The sequence below is a fragment of the Streptomyces sp. NPDC002403 genome (assembly GCF_053593015.1).
On sequence record NZ_JBSFBQ010000029.1, the window covers coordinates 16,563 to 37,342 of the forward strand.

Annotated in this window: 21 protein-coding genes and 1 pseudogene; 13 read left to right on the forward strand and 9 right to left on the reverse strand. The window is 68.1% G+C overall.

Annotation, left to right across the window (positions count from 1 at the left end; all coding sequences use genetic code 11):
- Positions 1 to 342: 342 nt before the first annotated feature.
- The 3 genes from ACWCPY_RS27250 to ACWCPY_RS27260 all read left to right on the forward strand — a co-directional run bounded on the left by ACWCPY_RS27250 (position 343) and on the right by ACWCPY_RS27260 (position 3,448).
- Positions 343 to 2,394: a phosphocholine-specific phospholipase C gene (locus ACWCPY_RS27250; RefSeq protein WP_451269234.1), complete on the forward strand. Its 2,052-nt coding sequence runs from the start codon at positions 343 to 345 to the stop codon at positions 2,392 to 2,394.
- A gap of 67 nt (positions 2,395 to 2,461) precedes the next feature.
- The gene (locus ACWCPY_RS27255) at positions 2,462 to 2,653 is read left to right on the forward strand and encodes a hypothetical protein (RefSeq protein ID WP_451269236.1); all 192 of its coding nucleotides are present in this window, start codon (positions 2,462 to 2,464) and stop codon (positions 2,651 to 2,653) included.
- 186 nt (positions 2,654 to 2,839) lie between these two features.
- The gene (locus tag ACWCPY_RS27260) at positions 2,840 to 3,448 is read left to right on the forward strand and encodes a hypothetical protein (protein WP_451269238.1); all 609 of its coding nucleotides are present in this window, start codon (positions 2,840 to 2,842) and stop codon (positions 3,446 to 3,448) included.
- Between the two features lie 266 nt (positions 3,449 to 3,714).
- On the opposite strand, the gene ACWCPY_RS27265 is transcribed toward ACWCPY_RS27260, so the two are convergent.
- The gene (locus tag ACWCPY_RS27265; protein ID WP_451269240.1) at positions 3,715 to 4,437 is read right to left on the reverse strand and encodes a dienelactone hydrolase family protein; all 723 of its coding nucleotides are present in this window, start codon (positions 4,435 to 4,437) and stop codon (positions 3,715 to 3,717) included.
- A 176-nt stretch (positions 4,438 to 4,613) separates the two neighbouring features.
- On the opposite strand from ACWCPY_RS27265, the pseudogene ACWCPY_RS27270 reads away from it, so the two are divergent.
- A pseudogene (locus ACWCPY_RS27270) lies at positions 4,614 to 4,736 on the forward strand (IS5/IS1182 family transposase); the annotation flags it as partial.
- A 223-nt stretch (positions 4,737 to 4,959) separates the two neighbouring features.
- On the opposite strand, the gene ACWCPY_RS27275 reads toward ACWCPY_RS27270, so the two are convergent.
- Entirely contained in the window at positions 4,960 to 5,925 is a 966-nt protein-coding gene (locus ACWCPY_RS27275) for a LysR family transcriptional regulator (protein ID WP_451269242.1), read from the reverse strand.
- A gap of 95 nt (positions 5,926 to 6,020) precedes the next feature.
- On the opposite strand from ACWCPY_RS27275, the gene ACWCPY_RS27280 reads away from it, so the two are divergent.
- The 4 genes from ACWCPY_RS27280 to ACWCPY_RS27295 all read left to right on the forward strand — a co-directional run bounded on the left by ACWCPY_RS27280 (position 6,021) and on the right by ACWCPY_RS27295 (position 10,554).
- Positions 6,021 to 7,187 (forward strand): nuclear transport factor 2 family protein, encoded by a 1,167-nt coding sequence (locus ACWCPY_RS27280; RefSeq protein ID WP_451269244.1) that lies wholly within the window; start codon positions 6,021 to 6,023, stop codon positions 7,185 to 7,187.
- A 275-nt stretch (positions 7,188 to 7,462) separates the two neighbouring features.
- Entirely contained in the window at positions 7,463 to 8,728 is a 1,266-nt protein-coding gene (locus tag ACWCPY_RS27285; protein WP_451269246.1) for an ABC transporter substrate-binding protein, read from the forward strand.
- A gap of 32 nt (positions 8,729 to 8,760) precedes the next feature.
- Positions 8,761 to 9,675: a carbohydrate ABC transporter permease gene (locus tag ACWCPY_RS27290; protein ID WP_451269374.1), complete on the forward strand. Its 915-nt coding sequence runs from the start codon at positions 8,761 to 8,763 to the stop codon at positions 9,673 to 9,675.
- 42 nt (positions 9,676 to 9,717) lie between these two features.
- Positions 9,718 to 10,554 carry a carbohydrate ABC transporter permease gene (locus ACWCPY_RS27295; protein WP_451269376.1) on the forward strand — a complete coding sequence of 279 codons (837 nt, stop codon included), beginning with the start codon at positions 9,718 to 9,720 and terminating at the stop codon, positions 10,552 to 10,554.
- A gap of 44 nt (positions 10,555 to 10,598) precedes the next feature.
- Here the strand turns inward: ACWCPY_RS27295 and ACWCPY_RS27300 are convergent, their stop codons facing one another.
- Entirely contained in the window at positions 10,599 to 10,790 is a 192-nt protein-coding gene (locus ACWCPY_RS27300) for a hypothetical protein (RefSeq protein ID WP_093545857.1), read from the reverse strand.
- Positions 10,791 to 10,965: 175 nt separating this feature from the next.
- Between ACWCPY_RS27300 and ACWCPY_RS27305 the strand changes: the two genes are divergently transcribed.
- The 4 genes from ACWCPY_RS27305 to ACWCPY_RS27320 all read left to right on the forward strand — a co-directional run bounded on the left by ACWCPY_RS27305 (position 10,966) and on the right by ACWCPY_RS27320 (position 14,396).
- Entirely contained in the window at positions 10,966 to 12,099 is a 1,134-nt protein-coding gene (locus ACWCPY_RS27305; protein ID WP_451269248.1) for a glutathione-independent formaldehyde dehydrogenase, read from the forward strand.
- 300 nt (positions 12,100 to 12,399) lie between these two features.
- On the forward strand, positions 12,400 to 12,708 hold the full coding sequence (locus tag ACWCPY_RS27310) for a chaplin family protein (protein ID WP_451269250.1): 309 nt from the start codon (positions 12,400 to 12,402) through the stop codon (positions 12,706 to 12,708).
- 53 nt (positions 12,709 to 12,761) lie between these two features.
- Complete coding sequence (locus tag ACWCPY_RS27315; protein ID WP_451269252.1) at positions 12,762 to 14,003, forward strand: hypothetical protein; 1,242 nt, start codon at positions 12,762 to 12,764, stop codon at positions 14,001 to 14,003.
- A gap of 48 nt (positions 14,004 to 14,051) precedes the next feature.
- The gene (locus tag ACWCPY_RS27320; RefSeq protein ID WP_451269254.1) at positions 14,052 to 14,396 is read left to right on the forward strand and encodes a hypothetical protein; all 345 of its coding nucleotides are present in this window, start codon (positions 14,052 to 14,054) and stop codon (positions 14,394 to 14,396) included.
- 329 nt (positions 14,397 to 14,725) lie between these two features.
- On the opposite strand, the gene ACWCPY_RS27325 is transcribed toward ACWCPY_RS27320, so the two are convergent.
- The 6 genes from ACWCPY_RS27325 to ACWCPY_RS27350 all read right to left on the reverse strand — a co-directional run bounded on the left by ACWCPY_RS27325 (position 14,726) and on the right by ACWCPY_RS27350 (position 19,800).
- Positions 14,726 to 15,268, reverse strand: coding sequence for a hypothetical protein (locus tag ACWCPY_RS27325; protein ID WP_451269256.1), 543 nt, complete (start codon positions 15,266 to 15,268; stop codon positions 14,726 to 14,728).
- 556 nt (positions 15,269 to 15,824) lie between these two features.
- Positions 15,825 to 16,271, reverse strand: a complete 447-nt coding sequence (locus ACWCPY_RS27330; protein WP_451269258.1) for a hypothetical protein — start codon at positions 16,269 to 16,271, stop codon at positions 15,825 to 15,827.
- 134 nt (positions 16,272 to 16,405) lie between these two features.
- On the reverse strand, positions 16,406 to 16,645 hold the full coding sequence (locus tag ACWCPY_RS27335; protein ID WP_451269260.1) for a hypothetical protein: 240 nt from the start codon (positions 16,643 to 16,645) through the stop codon (positions 16,406 to 16,408).
- 36 nt (positions 16,646 to 16,681) lie between these two features.
- Positions 16,682 to 17,092 carry a hypothetical protein gene (locus tag ACWCPY_RS27340; protein WP_451269262.1) on the reverse strand — a complete coding sequence of 137 codons (411 nt, stop codon included), beginning with the start codon at positions 17,090 to 17,092 and terminating at the stop codon, positions 16,682 to 16,684.
- A 617-nt stretch (positions 17,093 to 17,709) separates the two neighbouring features.
- Positions 17,710 to 18,939 (reverse strand): FAD-dependent monooxygenase, encoded by a 1,230-nt coding sequence (locus tag ACWCPY_RS27345; RefSeq protein WP_451269264.1) that lies wholly within the window; start codon positions 18,937 to 18,939, stop codon positions 17,710 to 17,712.
- A complete protein-coding gene (locus ACWCPY_RS27350) occupies positions 18,940 to 19,800 on the reverse strand; it encodes an alpha/beta fold hydrolase (protein ID WP_451269266.1) in 861 nt (286 codons plus the stop codon).
- Between the two features lie 77 nt (positions 19,801 to 19,877).
- Here ACWCPY_RS27350 and ACWCPY_RS27355 point away from each other — a divergent pair, with 77 nt between their 5' ends.
- Positions 19,878 to 20,741, forward strand: a complete 864-nt coding sequence (locus tag ACWCPY_RS27355) for a helix-turn-helix domain-containing protein (RefSeq protein ID WP_451269268.1) — start codon at positions 19,878 to 19,880, stop codon at positions 20,739 to 20,741.
- Positions 20,742 to 20,780: the final 39 nt, after the last annotated feature.

The window sequence follows — 20,780 nt, forward strand, 5'->3', positions numbered from 1 at the left end:
TCCCCGGCGGATCGAAGTCCGCACCGAGAAGGCTCACGTGATGATCGGCATTCTAGCAGGATGGCCAGGGAATTCACCACCCGTGCATGTACGCTCCGGACCGAATCGGTGCCTCGACGGTGTGCGACGCCCGGGCCTGCCGAACGGAAGCCGATCCAGGGGACAGCGGAACGGGACTTGTGGCACAACGCGCGGCGCGCTGATGGCCCGCACACCATCCGCCCACATTTTGCGGGACCGTCACCTCATCCCACTTTCCTCAAGCCCGGATCCTCTTGAATACTCCGTCTGCCCCTCTTCGTGGACGGACATCACCGAAGCAACAGGAGGATCCCCACAGCCATGACCGGAATCAATCGGCGTCGCTTCCTTCAAATCGCCGGAGCCACCACGGGGTTCGCCGCCCTGTCCGGCTCCATCGACCGCGCCGCAGCCATCCCCGCGGCGCGCCGCAGCGGAACCGTCCAGGACATCGAACACATCGTCGTCCTCATGCAGGAGAATCGTTCCTTCGACCATTATTTCGGGTCGATGAAGGGCGTCCGGGGTTTCGGAGACCCCCGCCCGGTGACGCTGCCCAGCGGAAAACCGGTATGGCACCAGACGAGCGGTGGCAAGGAAACCCTGCCCTACCACCCGGACGCCAGCGACCTGGGCATGCAGTTCATCGCAGGGCTCGACCACGACTGGGCCGGCGGCCACAGCGCCTTCAACAACGGCAAGTACGACAACTGGATCCCCGCCAAGGGCACCGGCACCATGGCGTACCTGACACGGGACGACATCCCGTTCCACTACGCCCTCGCCGACAAATTCACCGTCTGCGACGACTACCACTGCTCGTTCATGGGTGCGACCGACCCGAACCGCTACTACATGCTCTCCGGACACGTCGGAAACGACGGCACCGGCGGCGGCCCGGTCCTCGGCAACCAGGAAGCCGGCTATGGCTGGACGACGTACGCCGAACGCCTCGAGAAGGCAGGCATCTCCTGGAAGGTGTACCAGGACATCGGCGACGGTCTCGACGCGGCCGGCGGCTGGGGCTGGATCAATGACGCATACCGCGGCAACTACGGCGACAACTCACTGCTGTACTTCAACAACTACCGCAATGCCAAGCCCGGTGACCCCCTGTACGAAAAGGCCCGCACCGGCACGAACGCCAAGGCGGGAGACGGATACTTCGACATCCTCAAAGCCGACGTCAAGGCCGCGAGGCTCCCGCAGATCTCCTGGATCGCCGCCCCCGAGGCGTTCTCGGAGCACCCCAACTGGCCCGCAAACTACGGCGCTTGGTACATCTCGCACGTCCTTGACGCGCTGACTTCGAACCCTGATGTATGGAGCAGGACCGCCCTGTTCATCACATACGACGAGAACGACGGCTACTTCGACCACGTCGTGCCGCCCTACCCACCGGCCTCCGCCAGTCAGGGCCTGTCCACCGTCGACACCGCGCTCGACCACTACAAGGGCAGTATCGGATACTCCGCAGGCCCCTACGGCCTCGGACAGCGCGTCCCGATGATCGTTGTCTCGCCGTGGTCCACCGGCGGATACGTCTGTTCCGAGACCTTCGACCACACCTCGATCCTGCGCTTCATGGAGAACCGGTTCGGAGTGAAGGAGACCAATATCTCGCCATGGCGGCGCGCCATCTGCGGTGACCTCACATCCGCCTTCGACTTCTCCCTCGGGGTGACAGACCCGGCTGACCTGCCGGACACCACGGGGTATGCCCCGCCGGACCGCGACCGCCACAACAGCTACGTCCCGAAGCCACCCGCCCAGGGCACCCTGCCCCGGCAGGAGGCCGGGGCGCGGCCGAGCCGTCCGCTCTCCTACGCTCCCTACGTCGACGGGGCCGCAGACCTCGCGACCGGAAAGTACAAGCTGACGTTCAGCGCAGGGGACCAGGCGGGCGGTGCCTTCCAGGTGCGCTCGCAGAAGCGCACCGACGGCCCGTGGACGTACACGGCAGCCGCCGGGAAGCCCGTTTCCGACAGCTGGAACTCGGTCTACTCCGGCGGGAGTTACGATCTCACGGTCCATGGACCGAACGGCTTCCTGCGCACCTTCAAGGGCAACAACAAAGCAGCCGAGCCGGAGGTGACAGCACGCCACGACGCCGGCAACGTGAAGCTCACCCTGACCAACCCGTCGGCCGCCGACGCACACCTCACCGTGACCAACGCGTACGGCGGCGAGCGCCAGACCTGCACGGTCCGCGCAGGCGCCACCATTGAGCAGAGCATCGACCTGCGCGCCACCAAGCGCTGGTACGACCTGACGGTCGTCGTCGAGGGCAACGCCGGGTACCTGCGGCGCCTGGCCGGGCACGTCGAGAACGGTCAAGCCGGTGTGAGCGACCCGGGCATCGCAACCGGGTGAGACCCGCCCCCGCCACCCGGCGGACGAAGGGACACACGCCCGGAGGGTGACGAGGGATCGGCGCGACGTGCCGGAGTTCACCACGATCTTGGACGCGCGCACCAGCAAGCACATCGGCAGGAAGGCCCTGACCGGCCGGGCGGGGCCACCCGTCGTGGGAGGCCGCCCGGCCCGGTCACCAGCCCTCGGCCGAGGTCGTGGCCTCCCCTCCCTCGACGAAGAACTCGACCGGCACCACGAGCACCGCGGCCACACCTGAGGAAGCTCTGATGCCTCATGACTGTGCGGGCTGCGGGGCGCCCTGGACCAGCAGTGCCGGGCGGCCGACCGACTTCGAGAAATTACTTTTTGTCACCGGACGGTCACAGCCGGCGTTCGGCGAAACCCTTGCCTGCGGTCCGGTATCTCCCTTGGTGTCAGCCAATCTTCGGCACAGAGGATGTTCATGAACCACCGTTACGTCTCCGCCGTCGTCGTCCTCACCTCCACCGCCGCGCTCCTCGCCGCCGCGTGCGGGTCCTCCAGCGCCAGCCCGCACGTGGCGGCAAGCGCCACGGCCCTGTCGACCGCGGCCGGTTCAGCCTCTTCCTCAGTCGCTTCGAGCCAGGGGAGTACACCTCACGGCCCGGCCGACGCCGGACGTTCGGCCACCCGCGGTCCGGGTGTGCCCACCGCCGTCAACGCCCAGGCAAGGATCACGGGGGCTACGGCATGGCAGCCGTGCCACCTGCCCGCGGGGTACAAGCACTTCTTCAAGCTCGAATCCGCCAAGAGCTTCCAGGGCAGCACTGTCGTGCGCGTTACCCCGGAGACGTGCAGCGTGAACACGAAGAACGACGAAGACGTCGTCTACACCCCGATCGGGGCCGCCCGGTCGTTCGTCTTCGCCCCGGGTGCCTCCGTCAAGGTCTTCACCGATATCAACACCACAGCCGTGAAGTCGGTCGCCCCGAAGTGGTTGGTGAACCACAAGCTCACCAACAGCCCGCACTTCTACTACCGTGTCAACGACCAGAGCCGGATCACGGCTATGGAGGAGATCTACCACCCTTAGATGGAGGCGAGTCCGCTTCCGTGGAAGTCACGGCGGCCGACCGCGGGAGTCGCACAGTTCAATGACGACCGCTTCCTCCACGGACTCAGGCCGGCCGGCCGGGCGCCGCCCCGGCCGGCCGGTTCTGTCGATGGCCGGTACCGCCGCGATCGGGGCGTTCGTGCGTCTGCCGGCACCGCCATCGAGGAGGGGCCGGGGACCTGTCCCCAATCGCGGCGTCCGGGCCGACACCGCCTGGCGTCGGTTGTCGGCCCGGCGGCCCGGCCTCACTTCAGGTGCCGGCCGAAGAACCGGTCCCCGTCCTCCACCTCGAACCACGGGGTGCCGGTGTGTCCGCCCAGATTGGCGTGCAGCGTCTTCTCCGTGGTGCCGAAGGCGTCGAACAGGTCCAGGGCCCGCTGCCGGGGGTTCCCTTCGTCGTCCCACTGCAGCAGGAACAGCAGCGGAATGGTGACCTGACGGGCCTCCTCGCGCTGGGCGCGGGGCACGTAACCGCCGGCGAAGAAACCGGCGGCCGCGATGCGCGGCTCGACCGCCGCCAGCCGGATGCCGACGGCGGTCCACCCCGAGTACCCGACCGGGCCGCCGATCTCGGGCAGCGAAAGAAGGGCGTCCAGGGTGGTTCGCCATTCCGGGACCGCCTTCTCGACCAGCGGGCCGATGAAGGACTCGAAGATCTCATCGACCGGCTCGCCGGCCTGCATCGCCCGGCGGAGGTCGGCGCGAGCCTGTTCATCGGCGGCGGAGCGGGGCCGGTCACCGCACCCGGGGGCGTCGATGGAGGCCACCGCGTAGCCGTACGCCGCGGAGTGCCGGGCCCGGGCCACCAGTCGGGGTTCCCTCTTGGACAGGCCGTTGTTGTGAGCCATCAGGATCACCGGGACAGGTGCGGCGGATTCAGGCGTCCACAGGGTGCCGGGGATCTCGCCGAGGGTGAATTCGCGTTCGAGGACGCCATCGTCGAGGCGCTGCTCGGAAGTGAATTGCATGGTCGTGCCTTTCGGGAGTGCTCTTGGACGGCGCTCCCGGACGACCTATCGTCCGACCGTGACCCCGGAGGGGAGCACCCATGTCGATACTGCGTTCACGGGTACCACCTCCTCGTTCTCTCGCACGGCCTCCGGAAAGGTATCAGTGGCCGCCGTGGTCCGCCAACGGGTTGTTGCGGGGTGCCCCACACGGCTCCGGCCTGGGCAGAACCCGTCGGGTGGTCGAGCGGAGTATCGCCTGGCTCCACCAGTTCAAACGCCCGCGCATCCGCTGCGGGATACGCGCCGGGCTCCACCAGGGCAATGGGAGGTCCTTCGCGTCGTTCACCGCATCGACCCGGCGGCCGGCCGACAGCTCCTCCACGCCGCGACCCGAGACACGCACCCCGAAGTCCGCCGGGCCGCCACGCAGCTCTGACGAACCTCACCCGGAGCACCGGTCCGACCAGCTGTCGCAGACTGCTGAAGGCATCGCGGCCGTCCCCGGGATTCCGGGACCGGCCGGGATCAGGTGTGGGTTTGTTACGCGGGGGATTGGTCAGCGGGCGCGTGAGGGTGATGGGAGCCCGTCCTGGTCGGCTGATGAGCGGCTTGGGCCGCACGGGCCGGGGCGAACGCAGCAGCGAGTTGGTCGTGGAGAGTCGCTGCACAGGGGTGGGGGTCGCGGCGCGGTGTGATCGTGTAGATGCCGCGGGTCGGGGGGTCCACGAGATCCACGGTGGTGACGTCGGTCCGAAGCGCCCGCGTCAGCACACCGGGTACCAACGCGATGGCAAGGCCGGTTGCGACCAGGGCCAGTTTGCCGTGCAGATCGGCCGCGGTGAGGTCGATGCGGGCGCTGACTCCGGCACGGGCAGCATGCTGGCGCAGGAGCGCCGCCGAGCCGTCGTTGTCCTCGACCCAGGTCTGATCTGCGAGCGCCTGAATGCGTACCGGGCCGCCCCCGGACCGCGGATGGCCGACGGGCATGACGACGACCATGCCGTCCAGCCCGAGGAACCGTCGATCCACCCGCGGGTCATGGGGCAGCCCTGGTGGTGCATCAGTGACGACCGCGATGTCGATATCGCCGGCGATCACGCGCTGGTGCAGCTGAGCGCTCAGGCCGGGGACCAGACTCCACCGGAGGGATCCGGCCTGCTTCAACAGGTCCCGGATGGCCTCGGGGACGATCCCGGAGGCCAGAGAGGGGGCGGCGCCGACAGAGAGCGGCCGGCTGAACGCCCCGTCACGGACGTCTCGTGCGGCGCGTACGGCGCGATCGGCCTCATTGAGCGTGGCCAGCGCGTGATGCCGGAAGACCTCGCCGGCAGGCGTCGGGCGCACACCGCGCGCATGGCGCTCCACCAGTGCTACGCCGAGCTGCCGCTCCAGCCCGGCGATCTGCCGGGAGACGGCCGATTGCGTGTGATTGAGCTCGTTGGCCGCCGCCGACAGCGACCCGAGACGGCACACGGTCACGAAGGTTCGCCACACAGACAGTTCCATCACGCCAGTATGCCCAATCGGTATGCGTATCTCGCATGGTTGACCTGCTAGATCTGCGCTTGTCGCAACTGTCGCCGTGCACCACTCTGGCACGTATGACAGCACCGCACACACCACACACCCTTGCTGTTCTCGGCTTGGGGCGCATGGGCGCCGCGCTCGCGACACGACTCGTCGCCCAGGGCTGGAACGTCGTCGGCTGGACACGCTCCGGGCGGGCGTCAGGCACCGTCAGGGTGACCAGCGATCCGAACACCGCCGTGGCGAGGGCCGACCTCGTGCTCATGTCACTGTTCGACGGACCCGCCTGCCGGCAAGTCCTCGACGACGTCCACGATTCGCTGCGCCCGGACACGGTCGTGGTGAACACCAGCACCATCGCCCCCGCGGAGGCGTCCGCACTGGCCCGGCAACTCGGCTCGACCTATGTCCACGCCCCCGTGCTCGGCTCCGTACCGGCTGTTGCTGCCGGCACCCTGCAGATCCTTGCCGCTGCTGACCGGGACACGCTCGGCAGAGTCCGACCGGTTCTGGAAACTCTCGGGACCGTGCGACGCGTCGACGATGCCTCCACCGCCGCCGCGCTCAAGCTGATCGCCAACAACGGTCTCGCCGGAGCCGTCCTCGCGCTGCGCGACTCCCTGAGGCAGGCCGACGCACTCGGCCTGCCCCGTGCCCAGGTGCTGGATGTCCTCCAACTCGGGCAGCTCGGCACGCTCGTAACCCGCAAACGCCCCTTTCTCACCGACGGGTCCGCCGTCGGCACTGCCGAGTTCACCATCGGTGCGCTGGCCAAGGACATGGCACTGCTGGCCGCCGCGTCCAACACTCCCTTGCGCAGCGCAATCGGCCTGGCCGACACCCCTGCCGCTCCTGAGGCCGACATTGCCGCCGCCGCCACGGTCCCCGCCGTGGAGGAAGCCGTACTGGAACCGCTCCGCGCCTACATCCGGGGACATGCCACCGGTGACCCCACTCACTTCCGCGACGCGTTTCTGGCCACCGCCCACATCGAGGGAATCCGCGACGGCGTATTCGTCTCGTGGAATCTGGACGAGTACTGCGCCCTCTTCCAGGGCCGGCCGGCCTCGGACGAACCGACCCGTTCCCGCCGCATCGACGTCACGGACGTCCACGGCACGATCGCGACCGCCACCATGACGCTCTGGCACGGCGCGGACACGTTCACCGACATCTTCCTGTTGGTCCGTGTCGATGACAGCTGGCGCATCGCCAACAAGACGTATCACCGCCGCTCCTGAGAGAGCTGGAGGCCGATCCGCGGCCTCGGGGAACGATCACCACGCACACGGGGAACGACCTTCAGGGCCTCTTGGCGCCGTACGGCCTCTATGCCGTTGCCTCTTCGGCTCGGCGTTCACAAAGCCGAGCCATCGGCTCATGACGAGGACGGTCTGAACATCCCTGGCTGTATTTGACTGTTGAAGACGCTGATCGAACCGCCCTTTCGGCCAAAACTGGCCGTTTCATGGGTGGGCAACAACTCGTACACGTATCGGCGTCACACTGATGAACCATGCCCCACTCAAGCACCACAGCCAACAGCATCAGCCGCCGGTATCTGCTGGCCGCCTCGGGCGCCCTCGCACTCACCGCCGCCTGCGGTTCCAACACCGGCCGTGCCGGCGGAGCGGGCGGTCACCCCGCTCTCGACCAGTGGTACCACCAGTACGGCGAGGCTGGGACCGAACAGGCGGTGAAACGATATGCGGCGGCGTACCGCAAGGCGGAGATCACGATCGAGTGGCGGCCCGGCAACTACGACCAGCAGACGGCCGCAGCACTGCTGACCAAGAACGCACCGGACGTCTTCGAGGGCAGTCCGACCCTGGACCAGATCCGGGGTGGGCAGGTCGCCGATCTCACCGACCTCCTGGACGGGGCACGCGATGACTTCAACCCCGCGGTCCTCACCCCCAAGACATACAAGGGCAAGGTCTACGGGATCCCCCAGGCCATCGACATGCAGATGCTCTACTACCGGAAGAGTCTGCTGGCCGCGGCCGGAGTCCGGCCACCACAGACCCTCGACGAACTGGTCGACGCTGCAAGGGCCCTGACGACCAAGGACGTGAAAGGCCTCTTCCTCGGCAACGACGGGGGAGCCGGCGTGCTCGGCGCCACTCCGCTTCGCGCCGCGGGCCTGGAACTGGTGACCTCCGACGGAGCGGTCGGATTCGACGACCCGCAATCCGCCAGGACCCTCGGCAAACTGCACCGGTTCCACAAGGACGATTCCCTGCTGCTCGGAGCCCCCACCGACTGGTCCGACCCGTCCGCGTTCCTCCAGGGGCTGACCGCCATGCAGTGGACGGGACTGTGGGCCCTTCCACAGATCGAGAAGGCGCTGGGCGACGACTTCGGCGTCCTGCCCTTTCCCCGCGACGGGGTACAGGGCAGGCCTTCCGTACCGGTCGGCGCCTACGGGGCGGCCGTCAGCGCGCACAGCAGTCACATCGACGCGGCGAAGGCATATGTGAAGTGGCTGTGGGTGGAACGGACGGACTACCAGGAGGACTTCGCGCTGTCCTACGGCTTCCACATTCCCGCCCGGATCTCGCTGGCGAAGAAGGCGGCCGCACTTGCCAGGGGCGCGGCGGCCGAAGCCGTCCGCTTCACCACTGAACACGGTTACGCGCAACCCCTGTTGTGGACCGAGAGGAGCCAGACCGCCTACCAGGACGCCCTGAGCCGGATCATCACCGAAGGCGCCGCCCCGGACGCCCAGATCAGGTCGGTCGTCGCGACGGCGAACGCCGAACTGAAGCGGGTGCGGTCATAGCCACGCAGACGTCTGAAGGCGCCAAACAGCCGCTGGGGCGGCGACTGCTGGGTCCCCAGAACCGCTACCTGTGGTTCTGGGTCTTCGTCGGTCCCTTTGCCGCCGGGCTTGCCCTCTTCACATACGTACCGCTGCTGTGGAGCGTGTGGCTCAGCTTCTTCGACGCCCACAACACGGTGACACCGACCGACTTCGTGGGCCTGGACAACTACTCCGAGATCCTTGGCGATCCGTCCTTCATCTCCAGTCTCGTCACCTTCGGCGTCTTCTCGCTCTTCATCGTTCCGGCAACCTACGGGCTCTCGCTCGCCCTCGCTCTGATGGTTGCCAGACTGCGCTTCGCCCAGGCTTTCTTCAGGTCGGTCTTCTTCCTGCCGACTGCCTGCTCGTACGTCGTCGCCGCAATGATCTGGAAGCTGTCGATCTTCAACGGGGTACGGTTCGGGCTGGCGAACACGGTGCTGGGATGGTTCGGCGGTTCGGACATCGCCTGGCTGTCGACCACCACCCCGCCCTGGTACTGGCTGGTCATCGTGACCGTGCGCCTGTGGCTCCAGGCAGGCTTCTACATGGTGATCCTGCTGGCCGGACTCCAGCGAATCCCGCGCACCCTCTACGAGGCGGCGGCCGTCGACGGCGCCCGCCCCGGCTGGCAGGTCTTCAGGCACATCACCTTCCCGCAACTGCGCGCGACCTCCGTCGCCGTCGTCCTGCTCCTGGTGATCAACGCCTTCCAGGCCTTCGACGAGTTCTACAACCTGCTGTCGACGGCACGCGGCTACCCGCCCTACGCCAGGCCGCCCCTGGTCTACCTGTACTACGTGGCGCTGGGACAGGGACAGAACCTCGGCCTCGGCAGCGCGGGCGCGGTGATCCTCGCACTGATCATCGCGGTCGTGGCGGTGGTACAGGCACGCTGGTTCGGCCTCGGACGCCAGGAGGACTGACGTATGCGACAGCACTCGACGGACCAACCCACGGGGCTCTCCATGGCGCATGCCTTCCGACGGCTCGTGCGCGGACTTCGGCTCGTGCTGCTCATCGCGCTCGCCGTGCTCTTCCTCGTCCCGTTCTACCTGCTGGTGCGCAACGGCCTGGCCACCGAGGCGGACATCACCGGGGCGGACTGGACGTTCTTCCCGCATAGCCTCCAGTGGGGCAACCTGCGGGAACTGTTCAACGACAGCAGTGTCCCCATGCTGCACGCACTGTGGAATTCGGCCGTGATCGCCGTACTCACGACCGTCGGCACCCTGCTGCTCGCCTCGATGGCCGGCTACGGGCTGGCCCGCATCGAGTATCCCTATGCGAGCCAGGTCTTCTACGCGTTCCTGGTCACCCTGATGATCCCGTCCGCCGTCACTTTCGTCCCGAGCTTTGTGCTCGTTTCGTCGCTCGGCTGGATCTCCACCCTGCGCGGACTGATCGTCCCCACCCTCTTCAGCGCGTTCGCAGCCTTCCTCTTCCGGCAGTACTTCCTGGGCTTTCCCCGGGAGCTGGAGGACGCGTCCAGGGTGGACGGGCTCGGCTACTGGCGTACGTACTGGCGGATCGTCGTCCCCAACACACGGCCGGTCTTCGCCGCCGTGGGGGCGATCGTCTTCATCGGCTCGTGGAACTCGTTCCTCTGGCCACTGGTGATCGGCCAGCAGCGCGACGCCTGGACCGTGCAGGTTGCGCTCGCCACCTTCACCACGGCTCAGACGGTCAACCTGCACGAGCTGTTCATCGCGGCCGCTGTTTCGATCCTGCCCCTGCTGGTGGTCTTCCTGGTACTCCAGCGCCACATCGTCGCGGGCGCGGAGCGCTCCGGCATCGATGAATGATCACGAGCCCGGGGCGCCGACGCGGACCACCGTCCGCACCGGGGTCAGCGGTCGGCGATGTCCTCGCGGAGGCCGTCGGAGAATTCCCACCACGACAGCGGTAGCCAGTCGCCGTTGATGAAGGCATCGACAGTTGCGCCGCGACCGCGGACAGTCACCGTCGTTCCTGGCGGGTACGTGGTGCCGGACAGGCCGGGCACGGGGACGAGCAGGGTCCCGAGGCGTTGTGCAGCCACTTTGCGCCTTTCCTTTCCGATTTCAGTGGAATATCGGAGTGGTGAATATTCATCCCGATATTACTGGGTTGTCCATTTGCTCGGGCCGGAGAATCATGAGAGATGGGTCACGCGAAATACAGCAGATGGGGGCGGCGCGAAAAAGGACGTGCATCGCCGAGCGGAGGTGGCAGCCATGAAGGCCGTCGTATACAAGGAACCGTTCACCGTGGCGGTCGAAGACATCGAGAAGCCCAGGATCCAGCACCCGAACGACGTGATCGTAAAGGTCACCTCCACCGCGATATGCGGCTCGGACCTGCACATGTACGAGGGTCGTACCGCAGCCGAACCCGGCATCGTCTTCGGCCACGAGAACATGGGGATCATCGAGGAAACCGGTCAGGGCATCACCTCGCTCAAGGCGGGCGACCGCGTGGTCATGCCCTTCAATGTCGCCTGCGGTTTCTGCACCAATTGCGTCGAGGGATTCACCGGATTCTGTCAGACCGTCAATCCCGGCTTTGCGGGAGGTGCTTACGGGTATGTCGCCATGGGGCCCTGGCCCGGCGGCCAGGCGGAATACCTACGTGTTCCGTACGCCGACTTCAACTGTCTGAAGCTGCCGCCGGGAAACGAGCACGAGACCGACTTCATGCTGCTTGCCGACATCTTCCCCACCGGCTACCACGGCTGTGAACTCGCCGGGGTCCGCCCAGGTGAGAGCGTCGCCGTGTACGGCGGCGGGCCGGTCGGGCTCATGGCCGCCTACTCGGCCCTGTTGCGCGGCGCGAAGAAGGTCTTCGTCGTGGACCGCGTTCCCGAGCGGCTGGAAAAGGCCCGGGAGATCGGTGCGATTCCGGTCAACTTCGCCGAGGGCGACCCCGTGGAGCAGATCAAGGAGCAGACCGAAGGCATCGGCACGGACAAGGGCGTCGACGCCGTCGGCTACCAGGCGGCGGCGCGCGGCACCGACCGAGAGGAACCGGCGACAGTCCTGAACTCGCTCGTCGGCACGGTCCGGGCCACCGGGGCGCTCGGCGTGCCCGGCCTCTACGTTCCGTCCGACCCAGGAGGCCCCGACGAGCAGGCCAAGCACGGCATGCTCCTCGTCTCGATCGGCAAGCTCTTCGAGAAAGGCCTACGCGTGGGTACGGGGCAGTGCAACGTGAAGCGCTACAACCGGTACCTGCGCGACATGATCATCGAGGGCCGGGCGCAGCCGAACTTCGTCGTTTCGCATGAACTGCCCCTGGACCAGGCTCCCTCGGCGTACGACAAGTTCGACAAGCGGATCGAGGGCTATACGAAGGTTGTGCTGCACCCGTAGCGGGAGACCCGGCGGCGCGCCGTACGAGCCGGGCCCTCCCGGTCGGCCGAGCGCCGGCACGTCCCGCCGCCGATGGGGGGCTCCGGCCCGATTGCCCAGGTTCATGGCATGGGCTGCGGGGTGGGGTATCGGGTCGTGGTCAACCCGAGGACCGTCTTGGGACCGTTCTCAGTGATCCCGGCGGGTTTCCACGTGTCGGGAGCCGGACTCTTTCGTTGGTGGGAGTGCGGTCCGGGTTCGTCCGGCCGGGCAGGACCTGTACGGACACCGGGACTGGAACCCGGGTAGAGGAGGAGCACGATGGGTGCGGAGACGATTGGTACAGGCGGCGGTGCGGGGCGCGCGGGTGCGCGGGCCGTGGTGCTGGGCGCGGTTGCGGGGGCGGTACTGCTTCCGGCGGGTGCCGCTCACGCGAGCGTGATCGGGGTTGGGAACGCGGCATTCGGCAACACCTGTGTCAACCAGGGCAGCGCCCGGGCCGAGGGTGTCACCGTGGCCGGGAGCAGGGTGGGCAGCGGAAATCGGGTCGGCCTGCCGTTGAGCCTGCCGCGCAATCACTGCGGCAACAGCGGCATTGTCTGCACAGCCGTGTTCATGTCCAGCGTGTGAACGGGCATGTGAACCGCCGGACGACGGTGAGCAGAGCAGCAGCGTGTGCGCCGATGGACCAGCGGGCGGTGGAAGCGCTGCTCTCCCTGAGCGGGCAGGCGCTGCCTCTGCTGCGCCAGTGGGTCGGGTCGGACCCGGACTGCGGTGTGGCGCGGGCGCTGCTGGCGCTGGCGACCGGAGACCGCTGGGACGACGCCGTACTGAAGGAACAGCTGGTGATCGCGCACAAGGACGCGTCGGCCGCCGGTGAACGGGAGGCGAGCCTGGTGTACGGAGTGTTCCTTCACACACACCGGCAGTACCGGATGACGGCCGACCACCTGGTGGGGCACTTCGACCGGTGGCCCGCCGATGAGCTGGCCGGCCTCATGGTGGGCGCGTTCTTCGAGTGCGGGGACGCCGCCTACCGTGCGCACGGCAATGCACTGATGGAGCAGCACGCGACGGTGGCCGGCCCGGAGAGCTGGCCCTGGATGAGCTGGCTGGCATCGGCCAGGGCGGAGCAGGGCCGGGTGCGCGAGGCACATGAACTGGCCGGACGGGCACTGACTCTGTATCCCCGTTCGGGTGTGGCCGCGCACGCCCTGGCCCACGCAGAACACGAACTCGGGGCCGGCCGCGCCTGCACCGACTTCCTGGACCAGTGGCTGCGGGCGGACCCGCAGGCGATGCAGTCACGGCACCTGAGCTGGCACGCCGCTCTGCAGTCCATCGCCTGTGGAGACTTCCCGGATGCGCGCCGGCGGGCGGATGCGGCACTGGCGCGTACGGATGTCGGCATGCTGGCCGCGACGAACTGGCGCCTGCTCCTGGCCGGGCAGTCCCCGGCCGGCCGCAGCGATCCGGACCAGGTCAGGGAACTGCTCGCCGCACCGGGCGGAATGGCGGACGTCTTCCACACCTTCAACCTGGCTCTGGCCCTGGCCGTGGAGGCCGCCACCGACGACCTGCACATCCTGGCCCGCCGGGCCGCCACCGACGCACGCCCCGAGTTCCACGAGGTCCTGGCCCCCGTGGTGCGGGCACTGGCGGAAATCACCGCGGGCCGTCCCCGCGCGGCGGTGAACCTGCTGAGCGGTCTGGGCGAGAAAACGGAACAGATCGGCGGGGTGCGGGTGGAGCGCGAGATCATCCAGGACACCCTCGCCCGCGCCCTCGTCGACGCGGGGGAACACGCCCGCGCGGCAGGCCTGCTGCACCACCGCACCACTACGCGCCGCCACCACACCTACGAGAACCTGCTTCTCGCAGCACGTGTCCAGGCTGTCGTGCCCGGCCCCCGGGACCGACGATGAGATCCTTCCGCGGGAACCCCCACGAGCCGGCCGACGTCTCCAGTGATCATGAGGGAACGTCTTGAAGCACTGAGCGGTACCGGGGTGGCCCTGGCCGGTGGATTCGTCGGGCTGCTGGGATGGGCCGCGGACGCCGAACCACGGGCGCGCGCCGGATTCGAAGCAGGGCCGGACTGGAGCGTGCTGTACGCGGAGCTGCCGCTGACCGTTCTCGTCGGAGTGGTAGCCGCTCTGTCAGCGTGGTTGCTGCCCCGGCGGTGGATGATCGGACTGTCCGTTGTCGGGTACGCAGGCCGCGTCACGCTCGTCGCCATAGTGCTGGCCGGATTCTGGCTGGCCGTCCAGGGCTGGTATGCAGGACTGCCCGAGTCAGTGCCGGACCACAAGCCTTAGACGTTCTGTCCATGGATGTCGGCGACGGGGTTCACGGCTGACTGATCTCGAATCCTCCGCGTCACCGACGGCGACGCGGAGGTCATACGGTCCGTGCAGCGTCTGGACGGCGGACGCCCTTTCCGGCCAAGGGCTCGGTGGGTGTCCTCGGCGTCACCGCGCTGGAACGGGAGGCGGGCACCGAGTGCATCCGCCTTCTTGCCGCGGCGGAGGCTTCCTGTCGGGTGCCTTGCTCAGTTGGTGCGTCGGGTTCTGACCCCGTCGGCTTCGAAGTCGTAGACGGTCCGGTTGATCCGCAGGCCGACACAGCGACGGGTCCGAGTCGGCGGTCAGGCGGTATGTGCGCTGCGGGCGTACGGCGCGAACAGCAGCGACCAGTTGCCGACCGTGGTCCGGGCCAGTGCCGTTCCCGGCTCCCCGTCCTCGTCATCGGGGGTCACCGCGGCGGGCCGGAGACCGGACTCGGTGGCCGGCCCATGGGACCCGGCCCCGGTGCGGACAAGGTCGCCGTCAGGGTCCTCCGTTGCCGCGTCGAGGAGGTACAGCAGGTGCCCGTGTGCGGGGCCGGCGTCCCCTGCCTCCAGTGATTGCGTGGTGAAGGTGCGCTGCTGGTCATACCGCACCAAGTCCGAGTTCTCCACGGCGGCCTGGACGAGCTGGGCCCAGTAGGACTCGTCGTGGGCACCTGTGCGCTGGCGCATGTGCCGTGCGGCGTACCGCGCCATGGCCCCAGCGTCGTCGATCAGAGGGGAGAGCACCTGGTCGGAGGTGAAGTCGAAGCCGAACCACAGGCGGCGGCCGTCGAGGACCAGCGACTCGATACCGCCGACGACGCCGATGCGCCCGGTCAGCCCGGTTTCTGGTTCCGTCACGCTCTCTCCCCGCGTGGTGTCCGAGATTGCGTTTTCTGCCATGGTGGGTCCCTCTTCCGCGGTCGCGCTTACGCTGCTACCGGAGTGTCTATCGCAGAGCACTGACACCGAGTACGCGCGGTCCGTCAGCCGGAGTTCCACAGTCTGCCGAGGGACCGACTCAGTCAGCGATATCTACCAGGGGAGGTTACGCCGGAGCCCCAGCAGCGATGGAGTCACGGACGCAGGCACCGCCAACCGTCGCCGGACATCACGCCGGGCCGACTGCACCCGCTTCGAAGCGCCGGGGGAGAAGACCGGGTCGGCCCCGCACCACGCCCCGGCGCTCGCTGCGCACGCCCGGCAGTGCGAGTGGCGAGGCGAGCCGGGGGAACCGTCCATGTCGGTGCGGGAGCTCGACGTGATGGCGGCCTTGGCATCCATGGAGACCGAACTGGCGATGATGACGGCTGTACACCGAGTCGTTGCGAAGGAGATGGGACCTTGAGCGGTGGAGGGCCTGGCGCCGCTGGACCGCGTTCACGCCGTCACGAGCTGCGCCGTGGTCATGGTGCTCTCAAGGTCGGCGTCCCTTGGGGAAGGCGGCGCGCAGTGCGGAGCCGCGGGTGATGAAGGCGACGCGGATGACGGGCAGCATGCAGACGGCCTGCATCGCGGCGTACCACAGCGGGCAGACACCGGGGATCAGGTCGACGCCGATGATCGCGATCGGCATGATCACGGCGAGGGTGCCAATGCGCTCGAAAGCCCGTCGAGATCCCCGGGAGGCGGAGACCGTCATCCGGTAGATCAGTACGGCGGACACCGGGAGCAGGACCGCCCGGACCCACATGAACGTGTTCACCATGTGACCGCTGCTCGCTGCCACAGCGACCGCCAGGAAGGCGACGGCGCCAAGCGCGCCGTACACCTTGATGCTGTTCATCGCCGTGCCGAAGGCTCGCAGCGTGCGGGGAGTGCGGTCGGGCATTGCCTCGGTCGTGGGGTGCGTGTTGGTTTCCATGGCTACGACGCTACGAAGCGCCTGTCCGCCCCGGTACGGGCCTGGACGCACAATGGGGTGGGTCCAGCCCCACTCCCCGGCCGACCGGGCAGGAAGTAGCAGCCGCGCCCGCGAGGAGCTGGAGGAGACCGCCGTCAGCAGCAGGAGACCGTGGAGATCTTCATCAACTCACGCCGGATGAGGCGCTGGTCCTGTGGGACCGGCCGGAGCAGGTGCAGATGACGGACCTCAGTCGTCTCGTCGACGATGCGGCGGTCTGGGCGCCGCAGCGCCGTGTTGCCGGAACGCTCGACAAGTCGCTGCCGGGGAACCTTGCGGCGGACTACGCCGAACGTCTGGAAGCGGCCCGCCGCAGGCCGAGGGGCGCACCGCATGTCGCGGTGCGCCCCTTGTCGTTGCCGGGCGCCAGTTCACATCACCATGGGCAGGACGGCCAGTGGCAGATCACCGGCTTCGACTGCGGCCTGGTCGATCACGAGTCCCGTGCAGTTCCCGGCAGCGGCGAACACCGCCCGCGGCAGCGCCTCGTTCCCCGCTTCATAGCGCGCGATTGCTTCCTCGTCACGGGCATCCGGCCGTGGCAGGAGCACCGCGCCCGCGGTCTGCAGCGCTTCGTCCAGCGCCGATCCGCAACCTGTGGTTTCCCCGAACTCGGCTTGCCTGTCGTCGCCGTCCCCCGGCGCGTGAACGATCCGCCTCGGCGGGCAGTGGGAGTTCATCGTCAGGCAGATGATCTCTTCGTCCGGGTAGGGGGCCATTCCCTCGACCTTCCTGAAGCCTGTGTACCAGGTCGACATGCCCCAGTCCTCCAGCACGTACACCCACTCTCCGTGCATGCCGTACATCGCCCGATTGGCACAGGCCAGGGCCGTGCCTCCGTTGGCGGTCAGCGTCCGCCAAGCCTTGTACGGCGTTCCGTCCTCCAGCTGCCCAAGGTCAGCACCAAGAGCCATCAGGAACTCTTCGGTCCCGATACCGCGGGCCGCTGTCAGGGAGATGCGACCTCGCATCCCGGGCACGCCGCCCGCGTTCGTGCAGCTGTGTGCGCCTATCCAGGCGATCCCCTCAGGCATTCAGTGACACTAGCGGCCCAGCGTTCACGTGGCACACCGCACTGCAGCCGCAGCCAGTCGTGTCGCCATGACCGTGGAATCCACGTCGACCAGCGACAGGCCCGCTTTCCTCTGCTGCGTGGCCCTGGCCATCAGTCCTTCCAACAGCGCGGTGAACACTTTCGCGTCCGTCAGATCCGAAGAAGGCCGGAGACCGCGGACTGAGAAGCCTTGTCCCAACCGGCTTTGGAACGTGCGGGTCGAACAGGGTTCCCGCGCGGGTGATCTACGGCCGGTCGGCGCATGAGGGCAGGGCCTCTCGGTAGCTCGGGAATGCTCATCCGACCGAGCAAGGCCGGGAGGCTCTGGTGTCGTTGTTGACCTCCTTATCCGGCGGGCGACGGCGAGTAGTCGTCGACGGTCACGGAGTTGTGGAGGCGCGCGCTCTTGGTGGTGAGGCGAACGAGGGCGCGGCTGGGGCCCACGGGCAGGGCGGAGATCAGGCGCGCGCCCTGGGCCAGTCCCCACACGCCGAGGCGGGACGTGGGGATCAGGGTCTTCGCCGCGCTCAGCCCGACCGCGCGGCTGCCGTGGACGTGCTCCGCCATCACGCGCTCGTAGGCGGGGAAGGCGCGCCCGTGGTCGCCGCCCGCCCGTGCCAGCTCTCCGGCCAGGACGTACGCGCCGACGACGGCCAGGCTGGTGCTGCCGCCGACGGCCGGACCGGGGCAGTAGCCCGCATCGCCGACGAGTGTCACCCTCCCCTGCGACCAAGTGTCCATGCGGAGTTGGGTGATCGAATCGAAGTAGAAGGCCGGGGTGCGGTCGAGCTCGACCAGCCAGCGGTCCACGTGGACATGCATGCCGGAGAAGGCACCGCGCAGGAGTTCTTTCTGCCGGGGCACGTCACGGTGGTGATAGTCGAGCTCGCGCTCGCTCCGGAACAGGAACAACGCCCGCGCCTCGCCGAGGTGCCGCGCGCCGTACATACCGGCAGTGCGGCCGACGCCGACGTGGATGAGGAGCTCGCCGTCGAGGTCGGAGACGTTCGGCAGGGTCAGCACCCCGAGGTAGGCCCCGATGAAGGCGTTGAGGCGGGACTCCTCGTCGAAGACGAGGCGGCGTACGTTGGAGTGCAGCCCGTCCGCGCCGACGACGAGGTCGAAGCGGCGCGGCGCGGCGTTTTCGAACCAAACCTCGCCGTCGGGCGAGATCGCGGTGATCGAGTCGCCGAAGATGTACTCGACGTCCTCCCGTGCGGCGTCGTAGTAGATCTCGCTCAGGTCGTCGCGCATGATCTCCACGTGCCGGTCGGAGGCGGCGCTGAAGACCTTGGAGAGGTCCGCCCGGACGGCACGCCGTGAGCCCTCCGGGTAGACGGTCATTCGGTTCGTGCCGGTGGACCGCTCCTCGATACGCGGGAGCACGCCCATCTTCTCCGAGATGTTCATCGCGGGCCGAAACAGGTCGACCGCGTGGCCGCCGGTCCTGCGCAGAGTCGGCGCGCGCTCGACGACGGTGGCGGAGAAGCCGTGCCGGGTGAGCCAGTAGGCCAGAACCGGACCGGCGACGCCGGCGCCCGAGACAAGAATTCGCAGGGCACCTCTCGTTCTCATTCAGTCCTCCCGTACGGCGTGGATCGCAGTGAAGGCCAGCAGGGGAGTGGCGGTCCGCAGCGGATCCTCGAGCAGGGGCGAGTGCCCGAGACCTGGCAGCAACTCGACCTTCGCGCCCGGAGCGGCGCGGAAATCGGAGGCGGACGAGGATCGCCACCTGCGGTCGTCCTCGCCGAAGATCACCAGCAATGGCTTGCCCAGGGCTATCAGCCGATCCGGCAGCGCCTGCTGCTCCAGGTAGGAGCGGGTGGCCCGCATTGTCGTGGTGAACGTGTGGTAGGTCATACCGCGCACATCGTCCAGGAGCTCTTCCGGGATCCGGTAGCCCGCGCGGCTGAACCCCGTGCTCGCGATCTGCCGGAGCTGTTCGTCGGTCGGCGGCCACTGCGAGGGCCCGCTTGCGGCGGCGGGTTCCGGTGCGATGAAGGCGTCCAGGCTGGGGCCGGTGTTGACGAGCGCGAGTGCGGTCACCAGGTCGGGACGCCGTTCGGCGAGGGCGGTGGCGACCACGCCGCCGCTGGAATGGCCGACGACCACGGCGTGCTCGACGCCGAGCCTGTCCAGTGCCACACCAACCCGGTGTGCCTGGTCCGGGATCGCATAGCTGCGGTCGGCCGGCTTGGCCGACCGGCCGTGCCCGAGCAGGTCGATCCGGATGACGCGGTGAGATCCGGCCAGCAGCGGAACCATCGGGTTCCACGAGCGGGCCGAGGATGCGGACCCGTGGATGAGCAGCATCGCGGGTGCGTCACGGGGGCCGTCCTGGCACACGTAGATGTCGCTGTCATCCAGCGACCGGGTTGAATTCTCGGCGGCCTGGGCGCCGCCGTTCACGTACGAACCGCCGTCAGAAACAGTCATGAGCCCACTGTCTCCACCGGTATGTGCCGGTGGATTGGACGAATGTTCCCCATAGCCGGCTCACGTAGCATGGGAACATGCGGGCTTTCGAGCGCGGTGCGGCCATGTGGGGCGTCGAACGTCCGGAGCTGCCCAGCCGGGTGGCCGGTGTCACCATGGCAGGGTTCCGTGTCCATGACCTGGAAGCGCTTCGTATAGTCCCGCACCCGGCTGTGACGCTGCTCCTGGAGTTCGGTGCCGGTTCGCCCGTTCTTGACTGTGCCGCAGGGCAGCAGCGGGGAAGCATGGTTGCCGGGCCCGGGCTCGGGTCCGCAGGAGCGGTCCGGGCGTGGGGAGTGAACGTCGAATGCGTGCAGGTACGCCTGTCCCCGGTGATCGCACAAGCGATTCTGGGCGCTTCCCCCGCCGACCTCGGCGGCGCCGTCGTGTCGTTGGGTGACCTGTGGGGCCGGGAAGCGTCAAGGCTGTGCCAGCAACTCGGCGAGGTCTCGTCGTGGCAGGATCGCTTCCTGCTGACGGACGCGCTGCTCGCCCGTCGGCACGTGGCAGTGCCGCCGGTGGACCCGGAAGTGGCCTGGGCCTGGCGTCAGATCGTCGTGAGCCGTGGCCTGACCCGGGTCGACGGACTGGCGGCCGAGGTCGGGTGGAGCCGAAAACGGCTGTGGTCCCGTTTCCGGTCGCAGCTCGGCCTGCCGCCCAAGCAGGCCGTGAAACTGGTCCGCTTCGATCATGCCGCCCACCGACTGGTCGCCGGTGAACGCGCGGCCCGAGTCGCGGCCGACACCGGCTATGCCGACCAGTCGCACCTGCATCGGGACGTCAGGGCGTTCACCGGGGCGACCCCTGCGACCGTTGCCGGCGAGCCGTTTCTCGCCGTTGACGACATCGCATGGCCCAGTGTCGGACGGGTACGGGCAGCGCGAGGTCCTGGACATCGCTGAAGATCAGATGGAACCGGCCATCGGCCCACGGGTGCAGCA